Consider the following 22290-nt stretch of genomic DNA (forward strand, 5'->3'; position numbering starts at 1 on the left):
TTTCGAAGTTTATAAACATAAAGGGGGGAGAGGATGAGAAATTATCGTGTCGGTATTGCATTCTTTTATCATGAATCCCACAGCTTTAGCCCGATGAAAACGGAAATTGAACAGTTTCGAAATGAGGGCTACTTTATCGGCAATGAAATTTATGATGCCTATTTGGGGACGAAAACGGAAGTGAGCGGGTTTTTGGATGTATTGAAACAAGAAAAGGATGTGGAGATAGTACCCCTAATTTGTGCGGCTGCGATTCCTTCGGGGGTGGTATCAACAGAAGCGTACTCCATCATCGAAAACCAAATGCTCGAGTCCATTAAACAGGCGGGAAGGTTGGATGGTTTATTGCTGGCATTGCATGGAGCAATGGTCGTGGAGGACATCTTTGACCCGGAAGAGCATCTGCTGGGGAACATTCGCAAGCTAATAGGACCGAATGTTCCAATTGCTACAACACTGGATATGCACGCCAATTTAAGTGAAAAAATGATTCATCACACACCACTCCATTTTGGATTTAAAACATATCCACATGTTGATATGTATGACCAAGGCGTTCGGGCATCAAAGGCTTTGATGAAGCAATTAAAGGAAGGTGTAACTTATTATGCTTCTTTTGAAAAATTACCAATGATGCCACCCTCTATCAATATGAGAACGGCAGAAGGGCCAATGCACAAAATGATCGAGCGGGCGAAACAAGCCGAAGAGGACGAAGGAGTTTATAATGTTTCCGTATTTGGCGGTTTTCCCTATTCGGATATCCCCATAGCCGGAGCAAGTATCCTTGTTGTTTCACTAGCTCCGCAAAAAGGAAAAGAGATTGCTAAAAAGATGGCTTCCTTGTTTTGGAGTCTAAGAGAAGAATTTATTATCCATTTGCCCAGTGTAAAGGAAGGACTTGATTTGGCGTTGTCTATTGAAGATGTCAAACCGGTCGTACTGGCGGACATCTCGGATAATCCTTTAAGCTGCGGGAGCGGGGATACAACAGAGCTGCTTCGGGAGATGGTGAAGTTGAACATTCCTGACACGTTGTTTGGCGGACTCTACGATCCCGAATCTATTGAGGCTTGCCGTAAAGCGGGAGCAGGAAAAAAGGTATGGTTGTCCCTTGGAGGCAAAGTATCACCTGAATTTGGGGAGCCGGTTCAGGTGGAAGCAACGGTAGTGGCGATATCAGACGGAATATTTCATAATTCGGGCCCCTTCAATCAGCATTTAAAAGTAGATTTAAAAGGAGCAGCTCATATTCGTGTTGGCAGGATGGATATACTTCTCATTGGCCGGCCGATGTCAGCCAATGACCCCGAAATGTTTCGGCATATTGGTCTTGAGCCATCGACGAAGAAAATTCTTGCGCTCAAGGCTAAAAATCATTTTCGTGCAGCATTTGAACCGCTTGTAGGACGGATCATCTATGTGGATGCACCCGGCGTTGCTTCCAATCGTTTGACAACTTTTACGTATCGTTATATTCCCAGACCGATTTGGCCGCTGGATGATGTTCAATTTGAAATGGAACTTAAGGGGGAAAGAAAATGGAAACGTTAAACAAAACCTATTATGTCGAAGTACCAGCTTCTTTAAAACCAGAAGAGCTGACAATGATGATGGATCTTGAGAAAGATGCTTTTCCGGGAATGGGAGCAGTTGATGAACAAACCCTTGTTCCACTTGCACGTTATGGAAAACTTATACAGTATCGGCAGCAAAATGATCCAAGGCCAATAGCGATTTGCGAAGTGATGAGAGCTTACAATGACATTCATAAAGCCTACATTTTTGGATTTTATGTCCGCTCTGACCAGCAAGGGAAAGGAATAGGAAAATTATTTCTTCAGGAGATTTATCCGATTCTTAAACAAGATGGATTTCAAAAGGTTTGCCTTACGGTCAACATTGAAAATAAGGCAGCCGTTAAGTTATATGAAAAAGTGGGATTTACGGTAAATGAGACGAGATTCGATGAATTTGGTGAAGGGGAAAACCGCTACTATATGGAATACCTCATTTCTTAATGAGGTTACCTGTCAGAGGAAATCTATCAAAAAGGGTTAATAAAAAAAATAGTATAGGAGGATTTAAATGAGAAACACTTTATTCAAACCGAAAAGACATTGGAAAGAAATCGAACTTTGGAAGGATGTAACGGATGAGCAATGGAACGATTGGGTTTGGCAGCTGACGAATACAATCAAAAATTTAGAAGACTTAAAGAAAGTAGTTAACTTAACACCAGAGGAAGAAGAAGGAGTCAGAATTTCCACAAAAACAATCCCGTTAAACATCACGCCATACTATGCATCTCTTATGGATCAGGATGATCCAAGATGTCCGATTCGAATGCAGTCAGTTCCGATTTCTCAGGAATTGCATAAAACAAAATATGATTTAGAAGATCCTCTTCACGAAGATGAAGATTCACCAGTACCAGGGTTAACACATCGTTATCCCGATCGAGTGCTGTTCCTCGTAACAAACCAATGTTCCATGTATTGCCGTTATTGCACAAGGCGGCGTTTCTCCGGTCAAATCGGAATGGGCGTACCTAAGAAACAATTAGACACAGCGATAAATTATATTGCCTCAAACCCGCAAATTCGGGATGTGTTAATTTCCGGAGGAGACGGGCTGCTTATTAACGATAATATTTTAGAATATATTTTAAAGAATTTACGGGAAATTCCGCATGTAGAAATTATTCGAATCGGTACAAGAGCACCTGTCGTATTCCCGCAGCGGATTACCGAAAATCTTTGTAATATCTTGAAAAAGTATCATCCAGTTTGGCTGAATACACATTTCAATACATCGATTGAAATTACCGAAGAATCAAAGCGTGCATGTGAAATGCTTGCAAATGTTGGTGTACCTGTTGGTAACCAGTCGGTAATTTTAGCTGGTATTAACGACAGTGTACCAATTATGAAACAGCTTATGCATGATCTTGTTAAAATTCGCGTTCGCCCATATTACATTTACCAATGTGATTTATCAGAGGGGATTGGCCATTTCCGTGCTCCTATCAGTAAAGGGTTGGAAATCATGGAAGGACTGCGGGGCCATACATCGGGTTATGCCGTTCCAACATTTATTGTTGATGCTCCTGGCGGCGGTGGCAAAATTCCGTTGCAGCCGAACTATATCATTTCTCAAAGCTCGAATAAAGTCGTATTACGTAACTTTGAAGGTGTCATTACATCTTATCCAGAACCGCAAAATTATGTGCAGGGGAGTGCGGAGGATTATTATAAACAGGTTTATCCTGAAGTGTTTGAAAAGTTTGAAAGTAATGGTGTTCTATCGCTTATTGATGATACGAAATTTAACCTTATTCCTGAAGGCTTAAAACGGTTGGACCGTCGAAAAACATATAAGGCAAATCCTGAGCACAGCTCTTTAAAGGATAAACGTGATAAGCGTGATGAGTTGAAAGAGAAAAAATTCCAGGCCCAATTGAGCAGGTACGAGACAGTAGGAGCAAAGGAGGAATAATTTTGGTTTGTCAATGGTGCGAATCTGACACAGCATGCGAAACGAGCATCACTGTTTATTGGGAACTTCCAGATGGAACAAAAGTAATTGAAATTCAGGCCACACCATCCATTCATTGTTTGGAATGCGGAATAATCTATCAAACGGATCATACAGTTCAAGAAATTGAGGATCAACTATTTTTAATTGATACCTCAAAGTTTGAAAAAAGTATTACGTTTGAAAACCTTATGACAGCTCCTCGCTTATTGAAGCGAAATTACTTTGATTTCTCAAAATAATTAGCAGTTCTTTTGAAAAATAACCAAGAGATAAAATTACTTCTTAAGGGCAAATTATCCCGGTTACCCAGACCAGGGAGGTATTTGCCCTTAAGAACCAAGGTTTAACACCAATTAGCAAGAGAGAACTAGGCCCCAAAGAATTTTTAATATCATTTGTAAGCGTTTTCCTATCGGCTGGTAAATATATTGAAAAATAGATGGTTACGGTCGGATGTTTCCAAAAAGCTTGATAGATGCTTATCGTTTAAAAATTGAGGAGGACAAGAATGGAAGCAATTAATAAGGATGCTAATAACGAAAATAGTCAGATAGTTCAGAATTTAAACGATGAACGGAAACATATTAAACGCAACCTAAAGGCACGTCACATGACGATGATTGCGATTGGAGGGTCAATCGGGACAGGGTTATTTTTAGCGACAGGTGCGTCCATACAAACAGCTGGACCCGGTGGAGCGATAATCGCTTATGGAGCGATCGGCATCATGGTCTACTTTTTAATGACAAGTCTCGGAGAAATGGCAACATTTATGCCGGTTTCGGGATCCTTCTCAACTTATGCAAGCCGTTTTGTCGATCCTGCATTTGGTTTTGCGCTTGGCTGGAATTATTGGTTTAACTGGGCTATTACACTGGCGGTTGAAATCGTTGCATCAGCTATTATTATGAAGTTTTGGTTTCCGAGTGTACCGAGCATCGTGTGGAGCGGACTCTTTTTAGGGTTAATCTTTTTATTGAATGCATTGTCGGTTAAAAGTTACGGAGAATCGGAGTATTGGTTCTCCTTAATAAAAGTCGCAACCATCATTGTCTTCATTGGAGTCGGTTTGCTTACTATTTTCGGTATTCTGGGCGGACAGTTTATCGGCTTTAAAAACTTTACTATAGGAGATGCTCCCATTCACGGCGGCCTTTTGTCCATTTTAAGTATTTTTTTGATTGCAGGTTTTTCATTTCAAGGAACGGAACTCGTCGGGATTGCTGCAGGAGAAAGTGAAGAGCCGGAGAAAAATGTTCCAAAGGCGATTCGCCAAGTTTTTTGGCGTATTCTTCTATTCTATATTGTAGCGATTGCCGTGATCGGCCTTATAATCCCATATACAAGTCCTAACCTTTTAGGCAGGGATGTCGATGGCATTGCTGTTAGTCCTTTTACCCTTGTTTTTAAGAAGGTAGGCATTGCGTTTGCAGCGTCTGTGATGAATGCAGTCATTTTGACATCAGTTTTATCGGCAGGTAATTCCGGTTTGTATGCATCGACACGCATGCTTTGGTCGATGGCAAAGGACGGTCAGGCACCTAAATTTTTACAAAATGTAAATGATCGCGGGATTCCGATGAATGCCCTTGTTATAACGACCTTAGTCGGTGGCTTGGGATTTTTAACGTCTATTTTTGGGGATCAAGTGTATACATGGTTATTAAATGCATCAGGCTTAACCGGATTTATTGCATGGCTTGGAATTGCAGTCAGCCACTACCGTTTTAGAAAAGCATATATAGCCCAGGGAAGGAATATTGATGATTTAAAATTTAAAGCAAAATGGTTCCCGTTCGGTCCGATTCTCGCTTTTCTAATGTGTGTCATTGTCATGTTCGGCCAAAATTATCAAGCTTTTATTTCCAATAAAATTGATTGGTATGGGGTGGCTGTTACCTATATTGGTTTACCGATCTTTTTGGTATTATGGCTTGGTTATAAGCTTGTTCATAAAACAAAGGTCCTTTCACTGAAAGAATGTTCTTTTGAAGAGATGTCATCTAAATAGAAGTATTGTGATTCATGTCGATTCGCCACTCATTATTAGCCAAGACCAAATAGAAAAGGTCAAGCAAGAAAAATGAACTGTACCCTATAGAGTGGACACTAAAAAAAGGTCTGCCCTATTGGGTTTTTTTGTGTATAATGAGTAAAAATTGAAAGAATGGTATTGAAGAAACTGTTCTCCAAAGTTTAGAAGAATTAGCTTCAAAAGTTGATACGATCTATTTAACTTTTGATATGGATGTCCTTGATATTGCTTACGCTCCAGGAGTGCCAGCCTCAACGCCGGGAGGCATGACTACAGCAGAACTGCTGGAAGGGATACTAACAAGGTAAATGCAATGGACATTGTCTGTCTGGATCCATTAAGGGATTTTCATGTACAGCCGACAGTTAAACTTGGTACGCAAGTATTTTTAACTTTCCTTACCGGCGTAATGCTGTGGTATGGATAATTGTAAAGGATGTTTGTTCTTCAATTTGTGATCTTTGCTAATGGCTGGATTTTTTATTGTGTATAGGGTATATAGGTTAACCAGTATAATCGCCATTCAACGCTAATGTCTGCCTATAAGAACATAAAAAATGAGAATTTCCGCTATTATGTACTAAAACAAAAAGCTGACGTGTTCCACTCAATGAAAAGCTTTTTTAAGAATGAAGACAGTAAACAATACGCATAAGGCTGATCGACAGGTAAAGGACCTGTCGATTTCTTGTTTATGAAAAGCTGGAGAGCATAGCGCATTTCAACCTTGAATAAAGGGGAACAGTCCTTGATTATCATAGTAGCGTAATTGAGAAATGGATAAATGATTGATTTTTACAACTTGTCCAATCGTATAATTCATAGGATTTCCCTTACCAAGGAATAATCCCATTTTTGTTCAGAATTTTACCATTATAATTTGTTTCGCTTAAGGCGTATTTAACAATGATTTGTGCACCTTCAGCAGTTGTTTTTCCACCTGGAGCATTGCCATTAAGGTCGGTAGAGGTAAAACCAGGTGTCACACCTAATATTTCAGGACCTTTTGTACCAAATTCTTTACCAAAAGCTAATGTTAAAGAATTTACAGCGGTTTTTGATGAATTATAGCCTAATATATTAAGGGGGCCAGCATTTATATTTCCTCCTCTTTTCTAATAGTTATTTTTCAGACGACGTACCAGTTCTTCAGCACTTTCGAGGACTTGTTCGTTCGTTAAGAGGCGTACTCCCTGTTTCGTAAAAGTAGGCAAGAACCGCATTCCGGTCAAGTTAGCTGTTGCCTGAAATGGTTTGGTTAACTCGCTTATGCTAAAGTGATTGTATCCGCCAGCTTGATAAGCTTCTTCAGGTCCGCCTGTTGAAATTACTAACATAAACTCTTTGCCGCATAATTTCGTTCCTTCTGACCCATATGCCCAACCGTAAGTAAGAACCAAATCCTGCCATTGTTTTAACAAAGCGGGTGAACTGTACCAGTAGAATGGGAATTGCAAAACGATACGATCATGCTCCAATAGAAGCTGCTGTTCTTTTTTCACATCAATCTCAAATGTTGGGTAATGTGCATATAGATTATGGACCGTAACATTTTCTTCTTGTTGAAGACGGTTCATCCACGTTCTATTTATTTTCGACTGTTCCAGGTTTGGATGGGTTACAATAACTAATGTTTTCATCATAATCACCTTTCAATTAGTAGTACATTCAAATAAAAAAATTAAAAGGTATTTCAGTGGAAGAAATACCTTTATTCATTTCAACTGAGAAATTAACGTGAACAAATTGGGTATTTAGTGTTACTTTCCCGTTGTGTGTGGATAAATTATGCTTCTATCTTTGAGGGCTGAAGAACGTGTTCAACATATGCTTTAGCATTTTCAGCAAGTTCTTGATCTGAAACATGCATCACACCATTCAACACAAACAAGGGTAAAAACTTCGTGCCAATGAGATTGCTTGTTTGCTGTAAAGGAGTTGTTAAGGTCTCCATGGTAAAATGATTATAGCCAGAAGTCTGATATGACTCTTCCGGTCCAAAGGTTGAAATCGCAAGACCAAGTTCTTTACCGTGAAGCTTGTCACCGCCTTCGCCATATGCCCAGCCGTACGAGAGCACTTCATCCTGCCATTGTTTTAACAAAGAAGGCGTGCTGTACCAGTAGAATGGAAATTGAAGAATAATACGATCATGTGATTCTAATAGGCTTTGTTCGTGTGCTACGTTTATTTTCCCATCTGGATACGCTTGATAAAGCGTATGAATCGTTATTTCTTTGTGTTTCTTCAATTCCTGCATCCAAGTGCGGTTAATACGAGATTGTTCCAAAGTAGGGTGGGTGATAATGACAAGAGTTTTCATTTAGTAAGTCTCCTTTTGTTTTTTTCTTTTCTATTTTGATTTCACTTATTGTTACTCTCAGAGAAAATTTTATATTTGTACATACAAATGTAATTTTAAAAAATTTTACTTTTCTTCAAATATAATTTCTGTTTCCGTTTGTTTTTCATACATGCTATAAAATGCCTTCGCTATATTTTCAGCTGAATAATAGGTTCCTTCTTGTACAAAACCGTTAATCGTTAATGTTCCAACATAAATTCCTTTAGGGCTCAATTCTTGGTGCAAGCTGTTTGCTAAATTGCGAATACCTGCTTTTCCAATCGCTAATGAAGCATAATCAGCATAGGGGTGAAGAGCTAATCCTCCGCCCGTTAATAAAATTGTTCCATTTTCCATATGGGGTATCACTTCTTTTACACTGGTAAGAGCTCCAGCTACATTGATTTTAAAATCTTCCACTAATTGATCCATACTTAATGTTGTTGGTTTGCCTGGTCTTCCTGCAGCAGCATTGTATAAGAGTACATCAATTTTTCCATAAGTTTTAATTACCGCATCAATGGCTGTTTTTAAAGATTCTACTGAAGAGACATCCCCAGGAAATCCTTTTGCTGCAATCCCATCATCTTTAAGTTCACTTTCATATTTCTGTAATGAATCCATACTGCGGGAAATCAAAGCAACATTAAAGCCTTCTTTTCCGAATTTCTTTGCTGTATTTAAGCTAATCCCTGGTCCTGCACCGACAATTAGCAATATCTTTTCTGACATAACAACTACCTCCTAATATATTTGTATATGCAAATGAAAGGAAAAAAATTATAGATCTCTTTCTAGCTTATTGCTCGCTTCGTGAAGCATAAGACTTAAATCTTTACTGAACTCACGTCCTAAGACTTCTGAATAGCTGGTAAACAATTCTTTTAAAGAGACCCGAAACTGCCGGTATATATTTTCTCCTTCTTCTGTTAAAGAGATAAGAGTTTGTTTTCCATCCGCTTTTCTGGTAACCAGTTTTAATTTTTCAAGTTTATCAATAAACCGCGTACTGGTCGAAGGCGCAATGGATAACTTGTGGCATAGTTCCTTCTGTGTGATTTCTGGATGGAACTTCACAATCATAATCATGTAAAGATAGGAAGGAGCAAGGTCACCAAAATCAAATGTCTTTTCGGCTAATTTTGTAATGGTACGAGCAAGCGGCTAGCTGTAAAGTAAAGACAATGAATTAATACCTGTTCTTCTTCATTCATTTAATCAGATCCTTTTATTCATTTGCATATACAAATTAACACGAAATTACGTTAAGGTCAACTAAATCATTTTTTTCTTGTTTCCATCAGAATCAGTATATATTATAAACTTTGTTCTAAAACTTATTAAGATTACATGAAAAGGATGGAATAAATGAAAGCATTGCTATTGCGTGAAAAAGGTCAATGGAAAGACATGAAGGTAGAAGAAGTTGAAACACCAAATCTCGATCCAGGGGAGATATTAGTTGAGGTATATGCGGTTGGGTTAAATCCTGTTGATTATAAAACAGCTACTGGTGGCAATTCCAATTGGTCTTATCCTCATATTCTGGGTTTAGACGTAGCAGGTATAGTGGCAGGGATTGGTGAAGGGGTCACTCAGTGGAAAAAAGGTGATCGAGTAGTCTATCATGGAGATCTTACTAAGAAAGGGGGCTATGCTGAATACACTGTTACCACGGCACATACTGTTTCTCGTATTCCAGGCGAGGTAACGTTTGAAGATGCGGCAGCTTTGCCAACAGCTGGGTACACAGCATACCAATCGTTATTCCGTAAACTGCCATTGGATCGTGTTGAAACCATTTTAATACATGGCGGTGCTGGCGGAGTAGGAGGATTTGCTGTTCAATTAGCCAAACATGCAGGCAAAAAGGTGATTTCCACTGCTTCAAGTCATAACCATAACTATGTAAAATCACTTGGTGCAGATTATGCAATTGATTACCATCTGGAAGATGTGACTGCAAGAGTAATGGAGATTACAAATGGACATGGTGTGGATGCTGTGGTAGATGCAGTAAGTAGACAAAGTGCAACGGATTCATTAGACACCCTTGCCTTTTTGGGACACATTGTTTTTATATCAGGTGCACCTGATTTTACAAAAGTAAAGCCTTTTACAAAATCGGTTTCGTATCATGAAATTGCCCTCGGTGCAGCACACCAATCCGGTAATCATAAGGCTCAACAAGATCTGGGGATAATGGGCGGTGAAATGCTTAAGTTAGTGAGTGAACGGAAAATTTCTTCTATGTTAAAAGAAATAATAAGCCTTGAGGAAGTTCCAGACGCTTTATCCCGTCTTTCAGAACGACATGTGAAGGGGAAAATTGTAGCAAAAATAAAATAAAAACACCATATCCGAATAAAAATAACCTTGAAAAAACAGGAGCAGCGAATATTGTTTAGCGATAACAGAGCAAACACTTGAACACTGGACTATACATTATTATCTAACACCTGGTCATTATCCAGGGCATGTCGTTTACTATCACGAAATTGATAATTTACTACTTTCAGGACTTTTTTTACAAGTATGGATGATTTACATCCACCCAAAAAGAGGAGCCGCTTACAATAGCAGCTCCTTTTTTTGTTACATGTATAGTTCTTACATTCCACCAGAAACACTAAGAGTCTCGCCAGTAACCGATGCTGCACCATCAGATGCTAGATAAATAGCCGCCGCTGCGATTTCAGATGGCTCGACAAAACGTTTTAAAGCCTGCTTGTTTAAAAGATGTTTGTGCAATGCTTCATCTTCGGAAGTTCCATCCTCCTGTGCCAAGGCTGCCAACTGGTTCATAACTAATTCCGTTTTTACTGCTCCAGGCATAATCGCATTAACGGTAATACCTTCATTCGCCGTTTCAATCGCAATCGTTCTAGTTAAGCCAACGACACCATGTTTCGCAGAAACATAGGCGCTTTTAAATGGAGAAGCCATCTTGCCGTGAACCGAAGAAATATTTATAATTCTTCCGTATTTCTGCTTTTTCATTAGTGGTACAACATGTTTTGTTAACAGGAATGGTCCTGTCAACATTACACCTATTAATAGGTTCCACTTTTCTGTTGGAAAATCTTCTACTTTATCGATATGCTGCAGTCCGGCATTATTAACCAATGCATGGACAGTACCTCTATCTGCTACTACTTGATCTATAAAGCCTTTTACGGATTCCTCGTCCGCTACGTTTACCTGATAACCTTTAGCTTGGCTTCCTAACACAGCAGCACTTTTTTCGGCATTTTCCAGGTTTAAATCCCCGATCGCAACAAAGTCACCGTTTTTAACGAACGCTTCGGCAATGGCATAGCCAATTCCTCTAGCTGCTCCCGTAACAATAACAGTTCTGTTAGTATGTTCCCCCATGATGTTCTCCCCTTTGTTTAAATTGACAACCTTTTTTTGATAATGGTTGTTAAAAGCGGTTTTTATTATAAACCAGTTGAATATATCGGTAAAATACATATATCGAATAGTATTTATGAAAAATAATTATAAAAGGGGTCTTTTCTTATGGAAAGCCGACAGCTTGGATATTTTATCGAGGTGGCTAAACAACTTAGTTTTTCGAAAGCAGCAGAAAAGCTTAATGTAACGCAGCCTACCTTAAGCAAAATGGTTAAAAATTTAGAGGAAGAATTGGATGTCCTTTTATTTGACAGGACCACAAAACATATGGAATTGACGGATGCAGGGGAGATCGTTTTTGAAGAAGCACAGGAAATAATGAGGATGATGAATAATCTGTCAGACAAGCTTGCTGATAGGATGAAAATTAAAAAAGGTCATGTAAAAATTGGACTTCCTCCCGTTATAGGTTCTCTCTTTTTTCCAAATTTAATTAGGGACTTTCGCCAGTATTATCCGAATATCCAAATAGGTTTGGAGGAGGAGGGAGCCAAGAAAGTAGAAAAAATGATAGAAGAAGGGACAGTGGACTTCGGTGTTGCAGTACTGCCTGTCAATCAGGAACTGTTTGATTCGAACCCATTTGTAAAGAGCGAGTTAAAACTGATCGTCTATGATGGGCATCCCTTAGCAGAAGTCGATACAATCCCTCTTAAAAGATTAAAAAATGAATCGTTTCTTTTCATGCGGGAAGGCTTTGCATTGCACGACCGTATTCGTGAACACTGTATTCAGGCAGGATTTAACCCTAACGTCATCTATGAAAGCTCCCAGTGGGACTTTATTACTGAAATGGTCGCAAACGGTAATGGAGTGGCCATTTTGCCAGAGCCCCTTTGCCGTAAACTCGATCCATCCGTGATTAAAGCGATTTCGATCATTGAGCCCAAAATACCATGGGATCTTGCCGTTATTTGGAAGAAAAATAAGTATCTTTCCTATGCAACCAAAGAATTGCTGCAATTTATCAAGTTTAACTTTCCTTACGAGTAATACATATTCATTTTTTGAATAAATCGTATTCATTATATGTATTTTACCTGTATGTAAATTAGCATTAAACTTTTCGGTGTACAAAGGAAAGGATGGATCAAATGTTAATCGAGGATGTAAAAAAACAAATGACAACACCACTTGGTGCACCAGCATATCCAAAAGGACCTTATTTCTTCCATAACAGGGAATACTTAAATATTGTTTATCGTACCGATTTGGATTCATTAAGAAAAATTGTTCCTGAGCCACTAGAGATTGAGGAACCTTTGGTTAAATTTGAAGTAATGTACATGCCTGATGTTACAGGTCTTGGAGCTTATACAGAGTGTGGTCAGGTTATACCTGTTAGTTTCAATGGTGAAAAAGGGGAGTATCTCCATGCCATGTATGTGGACAATCACCCCGCTATTGCTGTCGGTCGGGAAGCGAGTGCATATCCGAAAAAACTAGGTGCTCCAAAGCTGTTTATTGACTCAGATACCCTAGTAGGCACACTAGATTATGGCAGCCTTCGTGTAGCAAATGCCACAATGGGCTTTAAACATGAGCCGCTAGATATAAGGATCGCCAGAGAAGAGCTAACTCGCCCAACATTTATGCTCAAAATCGTTCCTGACTTTAATGGGAAACAAAAGGTTTGTGAACTGGTGAAAACTGAAATCTCGGACCTAACAATCCACGGAGCTTGGACAGGGCCTGCCCGTTTGCAATTATTTGAACATGTCCTTGCACCAATGGCAGACCTTCCGGTTCGTGAAATCGTCCATGCTTCTCACATTCTTACTGATCTTATACTTGCAGCACCAAGCGTCGTTTATGATTACTTGGCAGAAGAAAAGGCAGCAGCTGGAGTTAAAAGATAAAATTCAAAAACATTTGACCTATTCCAAATGCGGATAGGTCTATTTTTAACTCATTTACTGATCGTTTTGTCAGCGGCAATGCCACAATAAGCACAGAGTGCATGAATCCCTCAATCGCTACGGGGGCAACACAGGGCATTGGATTTACCATTGGTAGGAAGAGAGGAATAGCACCGATGAATTTATTTAGAATCATTTTACAAATTGCTTTGCTCGTGTTCCTATACTCAGTTTGCAAACTGATAACGAAATACCTGCATATTCCGATCCCAGGGAGTATTGTGGGATTAATTATTTTATTTTTGCTGCTTCAATTTAAGGTAATAAAAGTTGAGTGGATTGAAAAAGGGGCTTCATGGCTGCTTGCGGAGTTGCTCTTATTCTTTATACCTGCTGCAGTAGGAGTTATTAACTACCAACAATCAATTGGTCCGCAGTTGGGCAAGCTCCTTGTTTTGATTTTTTTAAGTACGCTTACCGTAATGGCATTTACTGGACTGACTGCTCAGTTTATAGCAAAACGAAGAAAGGGTGGTTGTTCTGGGTATTTTTCTAAAAATCGTTAGTATTTTTATTACTTACTTAATCTACTGGGTTAGTAAGAAATCTTATGGTCGCTGGAAATTAGTGGTACTTTCTCCTATTTTGATTAGTCCTATTGTTATTATTTTATTATTGGTTTTTTCTCATACTTCCTACAATGACTATTATAACGGAGCAAAATGGTTAAGTTATTTATTGGGGCCAGCCACTGTAGCTTTTGCCGTACCGATGCATAAACACTTCAAATTGCTAAAAAGGCATCTCTTCGAAATAATTGCTAGCATTACGGTCGGTTCTGCGGTAGCTATTGTCTCTTCGTTTCTTTACGCTGTTTGGATGCACCTTGGTATATCACTTACAAATAGTTTAGTCCCACGGTCCATTACAACACCTGTGGCAATGGACATTTCAAAGACCATTGGAGGAGTTCCTACATTAACAGCTGTGTTTGTTATTATTACTGGAATTACAGGAACAATAATTGGTCCCACACTTATTCGTCTGCTTAAAATAGAGAAATCAACTGCCAAAGGGCTAATGCTAGGGATGAGCGCACATGGGGCAGGAACATCAAAGGCTTTTGAATTTGGAGAATTAGAAGGAACTTTTGCGAGTTTGGCAATGATTACAGCTGCAGTGATTACCATTATACTTGCGTTTACAATATTTCCAGCATTGAGATCCGAGCTAATGATATAATATAACATGCCAGCTTTGAGTAAATTATCGAAGGCGGCCTAAAAGTTATTTGGGCCGTCTTTTTATCATGAAAATATGAACTGAATAATCAATAAAAAAGGTTATTTCATCACACAACTTATTAAGTTTTTTAATGGAAATGAACCGCCTTGAGTCACTGTGTTCTCATTTGAAATGTAAGTGATTTGAAGAGAAACATCCTTTATCTAATAAACCATCCTCGCTGTGTTTTTTACTTTAAACACTATGCCATATAAATAGGTGGCGTTCCCATATTCCTCATTTTAAAAAAATAAGGTGATGAAACTATCACATTATCCCACTTACATAACTCTTAAATTGGTTCCACATGTGCGTGCAAACCGATACTGGTTTTCACCATCCATTACGATAAACCCTTTACCCTCCCCATTCGCTTCATTAAATCCTACTACAAGTAATGGAGTTTCTAATAATACAAATCCATCTAACCTCTTCTGAACATCTTCATTGACAATAATCCAATCAAACAATTTAATATCTTCTACTAATTTTTCCAACTATAGTCCCCCCAGTTGTCTTAACCAATAAATTTTTCTCCTGTATCACCTAAATAATGTTATACAGTTCCAATAAACAATAAAAATAAGGTTAATAACTTGATTACACTGTAATTATAAACCGGTAATTTTGGATTGGAATTAACTTGTTCACAAATTCACATATAGTTCAAACCTTTTTGAACAATTATTGATACATTTTCCAATCACAAAGTTTGTGAAACTATTGTTCTTAAACTAAAAGGGGCATATATACAGTATGATTTTTGACCGTATAATGAAACAAAACCATCCATTTTTCTAACTTTGCTTACTTATTATATTCAGTAAGTAAATATAGTTTTCAACGTAAACAACAATAGGACTTTACTTGGAGCGGTGGGTATGATAAAGCTCTTTTGCCTGATGAAACAACTGCTTCAGCCTTTCAAGACAAATCGTACCTAATCTTAAAAACTGAAAAGAATAAAGACTGTACAAATAATTACTCTTGCTAAGGAAAAGAACAAGACATGACATCTCCCTAAGTAATTGTAATTTATGGTAAATTCACTTTTGTTTGTTGATACTGAAGCAATTCTGATACAGTCACAAATTGATATCCCTGTTGTTTAAGGGCAGGTAGAATTAATTTTAGGGCTTGAACTGTTCGACTTCTGTCACCACCACCATCATGAAGAAGTACAATATCACCACTTCTTGCATTACGAATGGTGTGGTCAGCTATTACTTGTGCTCCTGGTAAGGACCAATCTTTAGTATCCTGATGATATGACCATAGTATTATTTTATAACCGAGCTGATTTGCTTTTTGTAGTAGAGCATTATCTATATACCCTCCAGGTGGTCGAAATAACTTAAGATGATTAGGCTGATACTTTTGTATAACTTTATCAGCCATAATAATGTCTAGGCTCATACTTTGAGCTCCAACTTTCTTTTCGTTTTGGTGTGTCATCGAATGATTTCCCAATTCATGGCCTGCTTGTACCACTTGTTGCACAATTTGAGGATATTGTTCCATTCGGTAACCAATTTCAAAAAAGGTTGCATGTGCATCATATTGTTTTAAGAGTTCTAGCACTTGTGGTGTATATTTGGGGTTAGGCCCATCATCAAACGTCAAAGCAATTAACTTTTTCGATGTATGTGCCTCCCAAACCACTTGCCCATTGGGCTCAACTTCTTTTCTCTTTATCATGTCTGATGAGGCATATGTATAGGGAGTAAAGGAACTAAATAATACAATTAGTAAACATATTAGTTTCATACCCTTTAAATACCTCCATTTCTTAAAAAGAGTTAAATTATTAATAATTTGCTCAGTTATACTGGGTTTTATGTTTTAATTGGTCAACAATTTAAAAAAAGGTGGACCAGACTTTGGCTACCTTCAACAATTTAAAGATTCATTCATTTGCAGCTTCTTCACTATTCTTTGGAAAAATGTATGCATTAAATGATTTCCTTATTGAAAGTACGAATCCAATTAATATCATATGAAAATAAGGAACTACCTCCGTATGTCAAAAAGGGAAATTGAAACCGAATGATCCTGCTTATCCTTTGTTATTTCTTTAAACTTAATGTTGATATTTCGTCAACGGAATTTTTGATTGTTAAATTTTTATTGACCTATTATTTACTATAAAAAAGTTATATGATTATACTAATGAATAAAAAAGAGTTGACCGAATGTCAACATATAGATATATTTTTGAGGTAAAGGTTTCAATACAATTAGCAATTTGATTTGTGTAAAAACTTCTATGAGAGTACTAATGTATAAAACTCAACTAAATAGAGAGGAGAAGAATATGACTGATACCAAAACAAAAAGCGGTATTGGTTTGCTGCTAAAACAATTATTAAATGAACAATCTATGTCGATGAGGAAACTTAGTAAACTTACTGATATCGATACAGCCACCATTTCACGGATTATAAGCGGTAAGCGGAGGGCCAATTTGCAACACTTACAAAAGTTTGCAGATTGTCTGGGAGTTCCTATTTCGGATTTATTACTAGCTGCTGGATATTCTAAAGAAATGGATGAGGACAAGCAGTACTCGGATGATATACATTCTTCTATTGATAGTATCCAAACCATTCTAAAAGCATCGGAAGTATACGATAAAAAATTTACGATAAAGAGTATTGAACAACAATTAGATATATATCAACAATTTGCTCAAACTGAAGATGGAAAAGAAACAATTATTAATAGATTTGAAGAAAAGCTTCAAAAGGTAGGAAGTATCGGTCCGTTTATTGAGCAATTAAAGGATATGTTTCTAAGATTTAAGACAATACAGGGAACTGCGTGTGAATTAGCTATAATTGGTGGTGCGTTAATGTACTTCATATCCCCGGTAGATGTTATCCCAGATTTCATTTTTCCGATAGGATACTTGGATGACGCTATTGTTGTTAAAATTGTGATTGAATTATTGGCAAAGGTCTTATTGGATTGTTCGCAAGTAAGTAAGGTAAAAACGATAAAATTTAATAATTTTTTATAGATTCACAATTATAATAAACTACGATAATAATTATGGACCTAATAAGAAAAATAATAGCAAAAGGGATATATAAACAACGGGGGTTTATGTAATGAGAACTAGATTAGCCATCTGGGCAGGGAAAGCATCTGGTGCGTTTAGCCGAGTGTTTGGTAAAAGTGGAAGTTCCATCCCTGGCGTGATGGCAAGAAAATTAGATCATCATTTTTTACGGCATTTACGAAAAAATGCTAAAACGATAGTTTATGTCACGGGAACAAATGGTAAAACCACAACTACGAATCTGCTCGCACATCTTCTTAAGGCATCAGGAAAAAGCGTCATTGCTAATTTAGAGGGTTCGAATTTGATAACAGGCCTTTCGACCGTTATAGTCCGAAATGCAACGTTATTTGGTTGGAAAGAAAACGATGTGGCAGTATTGGAGGTAGATGAAGCAAGTCTACCGAAAACTGTAACAGAATGTCCCCCAGATTATCTGATTGTGACCAATTTTTTTCGGGATCAATTGGACAGATATGGGGAAGTGGATACGCTTATTCAGAAAATGAAAGACAGTTTGACAGCTTTAGATGTAAAACTTATTTTAAATGCCGATGATCCCTTTGTCCACCGCTTTTCTGATCTTATGAAAGATAATGTCTATATAGGTATAGATGCTGAAGCCTGTAAGTTTCCATCTTACCAGATGAGTGAATCGAGATATTGTCCGCTGTGTCAAAAAGAGCTGACTTATCATGTGACACATTATGGTCAGTTAGGTGATTATGAGTGCAGTTGTGGTTTTTCTCGGCCGCAGCCAACCTTTTCAGCAGAACTGGTCAAACAAAGGAAAAATGGGATTCAACTCATCGTTAATGGTGAAAGTTATCAAACCAACTTAAAGGGATTGTATAATTCCTATAATGCTCTTCTAGCCATTTCTGTGTGCAAACTAATGGGAATGGACCGAAAAAAAATCCAAAAAGGCTTAAATTCATACTCTAAAACAGAAGGAAGGATGCAAGTGTTTAGAGTGGGTCTTAATGCATGGAAGCTCAACCTGGTAAAAAACCCTGCTGGTGGAAACGTAACTCTTTTTGAATTTTTCCAGTCTCCAGAAAAGAAACAGTTCATGTTCTGTTTGAACGATAATCTTGCAGACGGTGAAGATATCTCCTGGATATGGGATATTGACATGGAAGCAGCAAACAGGGAAGATGTCCAGTCATTTATCGCAAGCGGAAAAAGGGCATACGATGCTGCACTCAGGATGAAATATGCTGGAATTCCTGAAGAAAAGATCAGCATCTTGCCTGATATGAAGGATGCTGTAGCTTTGGCAAAATCAAAAGATTTACCGACATATATTATGGCAACATACACTTGTCTATCTCCAATGATATCGTTACTGTCTTTTGAGGAAGAAAATTCAATAAAGGGGGCGAAGATCATTGAATCTAGTACTCTACCATTTTTGCCCGGACACGCTAAACCTGTACGGGGACAGAGGAAACGTCATATCCATTAAAAAAAGGTGCGAATGGAGAGGCATTAATCTGGAAATAAAGGAAATAAAGAACCCTGATGATGCAGATAGCCAGGGATGCGATATTTTCATGATTGGGGGCGGAAGCGATCGCGAACAAGCCATAGCGACAAACAGGCTTACACCGCTTGTTAATGAAATTAAAGCGTGGATAGAAGATGGAGTCTCCGGTTTAACTATTTGTGGAGGTTATCAATTTTTAGGGGATTATTACCAAACAAAAAGCGGTACAAAAATAAAAGGCATGGGAATTCTTCCATTCTACACAATCTCGGGTGATACGAGACTTATGACTAATCTATTAGTCGAATCAGAACAATTTGGGCAAGTAGTTGGTTTTGAGAACCATGGGGGAAGAACCTATCATGACTTCCCAACACTTGGAAAAGTCATTGTTGGTTATGGGAACAATCAAGAAAGTGGCGAAGAGGGGCTTCATTACTGCAATCTTATAGGTACCTACCTTCATGGACCCATCCTCCCGAAAAACCCGAAAATTGCTGACTATTTGATTGAGAAAGCATATGAACGTAAAACAGGGAAGAAGTTAGAACCTCTTGATGATAAAATGGAGAACGATGCGAATCGTTCTGTCTGGAAACAATTCAGATACAGTGAAAGAAAAGAATATAAAAATGAAGGCTGAGATATAAGGGTCTTAATTATTTTTGTTTTAAAAAAGTTCATTAGTTGAAGTAGCAATTGATATTATATAAAAATACCAAGGAAGAGAAATAATGTTTAAAATTCCTAGATTCTTAACAATTGGGTTAGGAGTATTTCTAGTTTGCATCATCGCTTACTTATACACACAAATTAATAATTATTCGGTGTCGTCTTTTACAGCAAGCACCGATACAAATCGGATAAATAAACATAATCTTTCAGGTAAGCCACCGTTACAGGAAAAAAGACCGACACCAGTAAACTGGTTAACGCCAACTGGAGGGACCTATCCGAAAATTGGCTCGAATGATCCGATATGGGTACAAGTTTCAAAGGAAAAACAAAGAGTATACATTTTGAAGGGCAACGAGATTATCTATACGATGATATGCTCAACAGGGTTAGATATAAGTTCGGACACTTCAACTCCTGTAGGAACATTTCACATCCAAAAAGAGAGAGGGACAAGCTTTTATAATCCCAACGAAAAAGAAGGGGCTATGTATTGGGTTTCTTGGAAAAATCACGGGGAATTTTTGTTTCATTCCGTTGCAACGGACAAAAACGGTAATATAATTCCAAGTGAAGCGGCAAAGCTTGGGCAAAAAGCTTCACATGGATGTATCCGTTTAGCAGTTCCAGATGCTAAATGGATTTTTGAAAACATTAAATACAATACTAGAGTAGTAATAACATAAAAATAATTCGAGCTTTTTTAAGAATGAAGAAAACAGCAAGCAGTATGCATATAAGTAAAATCGACAGGCAGAAAGCCTGTCGATTTTACTTTTTATATTAAGATGTAGGGTTATTAGCAGTTTCTAAAAATATAGTAAATAATAGACAAACATGTCTTTTTATACTATAATTATCATAGCGTAGAACATACATTCCTATTTTAGAATCAGAATTATTAAATACTATTTTGAAAATACCTTTTTATACTTACACCTACACCTATACCTATTTAAAATATAGTTTAAAACCAAAAACAAATTTGATTGGGGTGTGATAAAAGATGTTTCAAACGTACCAGACGAAACTCTGCAACATCCAACTGAATCGTGGATCTACATCTGATCAGTACCTCATAGAGTATGGAAAGTTTTTTGGAAAACTAGAACGCAAACTATTTGTTCAATCTCATATCAAGGGAATTCCCCCTTCCAATCTTAAAAAGACCTTTCTAAAGCAATATGGCATTACGTCTCGTCAGTTTAACTCCATACGAATGCAGTTGGATGGAAAGGTCTCTTCTTTTTTGGAAAAAAGGGATTTGGATCTTCAAGATTTAGAAGCTAAAACCGTTCACCTGCAAAAAACCATTCATCAGAAAACAAATCAAACAGCAAAACTTCACCAGAAACTTCTTCTAATTCCACAAACAAATCCGTTATTTCGTCAACATGTAAAAAAGTATAAAAACCTTAAACATTTTCTTCACCAAAAGAAACGAAGATTGAGAAACCTGCAACAAAAGCTTGAAAAGCTAAAGGTCGACCGTGACACAAAGAGAATCCGTATCTGCTTTGGTTCAAAGAAACTCTTTCATAAGCAATTCCATTTAATTGAAAATGAACACAAAGATCATCAACAGTGGAAGAACGATTGGGTCGAGGCAAGAAGCTCCCAATTTCTTGTGATCGGTTCTAAAGATGAAACCTTCGGAAACCAGTCTGCCACGTATAATGTAGAGAATACGCTCAGGTTACGAGTTGCCGATTGCTTCATTGGGAAATACGGGAAGTACTTCGAATTTCCATCCGTCATGTTCCCTTACGGACAAGAATGGTTGGACAAGGCCAAAATTCCCTATATGGGTTTTACTCGCAATGGGAAACCACAAAAATATTTTACTTCCATCACTTACCGTTTTATCAAGAAGGAAAAAGGCTGGTATGTATACGCAACAGTCGAAAGAGAAACTTCCCCAATCGGGACATCCAATCGAAATGGATTAATCGGAATGGACCTCAATGCAGGATTCTTGGCAGTCTGTGAGGTGGACCGTTATGGAAATCCAATTCATCGATACACGATCAAAGTTCCGATGTACGGCAGAAGGAAAGAACAGGTCAAAGCCTCTTTAAGTGATGCAATAAAAGAAGTATTGAACGATGCTGTTCTGGTTCAAAAAGATATCGTGATTGAGAAGTTGAATTTTACCAGAAAGAAAACACAATTAAAGGAGATGGGTGCTAGCTATGCCCGCATGCTTTCGGGTTTTGCCTATTCATCCTTTCAAGCATTAATCGAAGCAAAAGCGAAAAAGGCAGGGGTGAAGATAAGGAGAATCAATCCCGCTTACACAAGCCAAATTGGACATATGAAATTTATGGCACGTTATGGATTAAGTTCTCACGAAGCAGCAGCATGTGTGATTGCCAGAAGAGGATATTTTTTAAAACCAGAAAAAATAAAATATGATACCGTTCTCACTTTCCCCAAAGGACTTGATAGGAAACAATCAAATTTCAGTAAGTGGCGAACTCTTACAAACTATTACAAAAAAGAGTATGCATTCCAAGATAAAATTGAACTATTAAAAGCTGATCGATAAATAGCTTGAACTATAAAATTGGAGCAACGCTTCCTTTT

The 22290-nt window shown here is 37.8% G+C and carries 22 protein-coding genes and 5 pseudogenes; 18 read left to right on the plus strand and 9 right to left on the minus strand.

Translation table 11 applies throughout. From position 1 onward, the window contains the following. The first annotated feature begins 33 nt into the window (after nt 1–33). The 7 genes and pseudogenes from RCG17_RS17975 to RCG17_RS18005 form a co-directional block, all read left to right on the plus strand. Nucleotides 34–1554 (plus strand): M81 family metallopeptidase, encoded by a 1521-nt coding sequence (locus RCG17_RS17975; RefSeq protein ID WP_308171476.1) that lies wholly within the window; start codon nt 34–36, stop codon nt 1552–1554. Then, nucleotides 1542–2021 (plus strand): GNAT family N-acetyltransferase, encoded by a 480-nt coding sequence (locus RCG17_RS17980; protein ID WP_308171477.1) that lies wholly within the window; start codon nt 1542–1544, stop codon nt 2019–2021. The genes RCG17_RS17975 and RCG17_RS17980 overlap by 13 nt, the downstream gene beginning before the upstream one ends. Before the next feature lie 67 nt (nt 2022–2088). After that, nucleotides 2089–3498, plus strand: coding sequence for a lysine 2,3-aminomutase (gene ablA / locus RCG17_RS17985; protein WP_308171478.1), 1410 nt, complete (start codon nt 2089–2091; stop codon nt 3496–3498). A gap of 2 nt (nt 3499–3500) precedes the next feature. Further along, nucleotides 3501–3779, plus strand: a complete 279-nt coding sequence (locus tag RCG17_RS17990) for a YokU family protein (RefSeq protein ID WP_308171479.1) — start codon at nt 3501–3503, stop codon at nt 3777–3779. Between the two features lie 269 nt (nt 3780–4048). Then, complete coding sequence (locus RCG17_RS17995) at nt 4049–5551, plus strand: amino acid permease (protein WP_308171480.1); 1503 nt, start codon at nt 4049–4051, stop codon at nt 5549–5551. Nucleotides 5552–5703: 152 nt separating this feature from the next. Then, nucleotides 5704–6002, plus strand: a pseudogene (locus tag RCG17_RS18000) (arginase family protein); the annotation flags it as partial. A gap of 75 nt (nt 6003–6077) precedes the next feature. Next, nucleotides 6078–6230 (plus strand): annotated as a pseudogene (locus tag RCG17_RS18005) (sporulation protein YhbH); the annotation flags it as partial. A 72-nt stretch (nt 6231–6302) separates the two neighbouring features. Here the strand turns inward: RCG17_RS18005 and RCG17_RS18010 are convergent. The 6 genes and pseudogenes from RCG17_RS18010 to RCG17_RS18035 all read right to left on the minus strand — a co-directional run. Further along, a pseudogene (locus RCG17_RS18010) lies at nt 6303–6398 on the minus strand (MerR family DNA-binding transcriptional regulator); the annotation flags it as partial. 10 nt (nt 6399–6408) lie between these two features. After that, a pseudogene (locus tag RCG17_RS18015) lies at nt 6409–6663 on the minus strand (short-chain dehydrogenase); the annotation flags it as partial. A gap of 27 nt (nt 6664–6690) precedes the next feature. Further along, nucleotides 6691–7215 carry an NAD(P)H-dependent oxidoreductase gene (locus RCG17_RS18020; protein WP_308171481.1) on the minus strand — a complete coding sequence of 175 codons (525 nt, stop codon included), beginning with the start codon at nt 7213–7215 and terminating at the stop codon, nt 6691–6693. Nucleotides 7216–7361: 146 nt separating this feature from the next. After that, complete coding sequence (locus RCG17_RS18025; RefSeq protein WP_308171482.1) at nt 7362–7898, minus strand: NAD(P)H-dependent oxidoreductase; 537 nt, start codon at nt 7896–7898, stop codon at nt 7362–7364. 105 nt (nt 7899–8003) lie between these two features. Beyond that, nucleotides 8004–8651, minus strand: a complete 648-nt coding sequence (locus RCG17_RS18030) for an SDR family NAD(P)-dependent oxidoreductase (protein WP_308171483.1) — start codon at nt 8649–8651, stop codon at nt 8004–8006. Nucleotides 8652–8699: 48 nt separating this feature from the next. Further along, nucleotides 8700–8996: a MarR family winged helix-turn-helix transcriptional regulator gene (locus RCG17_RS18035; protein WP_308171484.1), complete on the minus strand. Its 297-nt coding sequence runs from the start codon at nt 8994–8996 to the stop codon at nt 8700–8702. Between the two features lie 291 nt (nt 8997–9287). Here RCG17_RS18035 and RCG17_RS18040 point away from each other — a divergent pair, with 291 nt between their 5' ends. After that, nucleotides 9288–10268: a zinc-binding dehydrogenase gene (locus tag RCG17_RS18040; protein ID WP_308171485.1), complete on the plus strand. Its 981-nt coding sequence runs from the start codon at nt 9288–9290 to the stop codon at nt 10266–10268. 5 nt (nt 10269–10273) lie between these two features. Then, nucleotides 10274–10484, plus strand: a pseudogene (locus RCG17_RS28380) (MBL fold metallo-hydrolase); the annotation flags it as partial. Between the two features lie 45 nt (nt 10485–10529). Here RCG17_RS28380 and RCG17_RS18045 read toward each other — a convergent pair. Further along, nucleotides 10530–11294: a 3-hydroxybutyrate dehydrogenase gene (locus RCG17_RS18045; protein ID WP_308171486.1), complete on the minus strand. Its 765-nt coding sequence runs from the start codon at nt 11292–11294 to the stop codon at nt 10530–10532. A gap of 147 nt (nt 11295–11441) precedes the next feature. Between RCG17_RS18045 and RCG17_RS18050 the strand changes: the two genes are divergently transcribed. From RCG17_RS18050 to RCG17_RS18065, 4 genes are all read left to right on the plus strand, one after another. Then, a complete protein-coding gene (locus RCG17_RS18050) occupies nt 11442–12329 on the plus strand; it encodes a LysR family transcriptional regulator (protein WP_308171487.1) in 888 nt (295 codons plus the stop codon). Nucleotides 12330–12430: 101 nt separating this feature from the next. Further along, entirely contained in the window at nt 12431–13195 is a 765-nt protein-coding gene (locus RCG17_RS18055) for an acetoacetate decarboxylase (protein WP_308171488.1), read from the plus strand. A 176-nt stretch (nt 13196–13371) separates the two neighbouring features. Beyond that, on the plus strand, nt 13372–13761 hold the full coding sequence (locus RCG17_RS18060) for a CidA/LrgA family protein (protein ID WP_308171489.1): 390 nt from the start codon (nt 13372–13374) through the stop codon (nt 13759–13761). Continuing rightward, nucleotides 13736–14437, plus strand: a complete 702-nt coding sequence (locus RCG17_RS18065; RefSeq protein ID WP_308175881.1) for an LrgB family protein — start codon at nt 13736–13738, stop codon at nt 14435–14437. Before RCG17_RS18060 ends, RCG17_RS18065 begins: the two co-directional genes overlap by 26 nt. A gap of 323 nt (nt 14438–14760) precedes the next feature. On the opposite strand, the gene RCG17_RS18070 is transcribed toward RCG17_RS18065, so the two are convergent. Continuing rightward, nucleotides 14761–14976, minus strand: a complete 216-nt coding sequence (locus tag RCG17_RS18070) for a hypothetical protein (protein WP_308171490.1) — start codon at nt 14974–14976, stop codon at nt 14761–14763. 538 nt (nt 14977–15514) lie between these two features. Further along, nucleotides 15515–16177, minus strand: a complete 663-nt coding sequence (locus tag RCG17_RS18075) for a polysaccharide deacetylase family protein (RefSeq protein ID WP_374120969.1) — start codon at nt 16175–16177, stop codon at nt 15515–15517. Between the two features lie 616 nt (nt 16178–16793). Between RCG17_RS18075 and RCG17_RS18080 the strand changes: the two genes are divergently transcribed. From RCG17_RS18080 to RCG17_RS18100, 5 genes are all read left to right on the plus strand, one after another. After that, nucleotides 16794–17498 carry a DUF1232 domain-containing protein gene (locus RCG17_RS18080; protein WP_308171492.1) on the plus strand — a complete coding sequence of 235 codons (705 nt, stop codon included), beginning with the start codon at nt 16794–16796 and terminating at the stop codon, nt 17496–17498. 91 nt (nt 17499–17589) lie between these two features. Beyond that, nucleotides 17590–19008, plus strand: a complete 1419-nt coding sequence (locus tag RCG17_RS18085) for a MurT ligase domain-containing protein (protein ID WP_308171493.1) — start codon at nt 17590–17592, stop codon at nt 19006–19008. Beyond that, nucleotides 18932–19672, plus strand: a complete 741-nt coding sequence (locus RCG17_RS18090) for a type 1 glutamine amidotransferase (RefSeq protein WP_308171494.1) — start codon at nt 18932–18934, stop codon at nt 19670–19672. Before RCG17_RS18085 ends, RCG17_RS18090 begins: the two co-directional genes overlap by 77 nt. Nucleotides 19673–19763: 91 nt before the next feature. Beyond that, the gene (locus RCG17_RS18095) at nt 19764–20390 is read left to right on the plus strand and encodes a L,D-transpeptidase (protein WP_308171495.1); all 627 of its coding nucleotides are present in this window, start codon (nt 19764–19766) and stop codon (nt 20388–20390) included. A gap of 320 nt (nt 20391–20710) precedes the next feature. After that, complete coding sequence (locus RCG17_RS18100; protein ID WP_308171496.1) at nt 20711–22252, plus strand: IS200/IS605 family accessory protein TnpB-related protein; 1542 nt, start codon at nt 20711–20713, stop codon at nt 22250–22252. Nucleotides 22253–22290: the final 38 nt, after the last annotated feature.

The organism is Neobacillus sp. PS3-12, from assembly GCF_030915385.1.
GTDB lineage: Bacteria > Bacillota > Bacilli > Bacillales > Cytobacillaceae > JAEVLT01.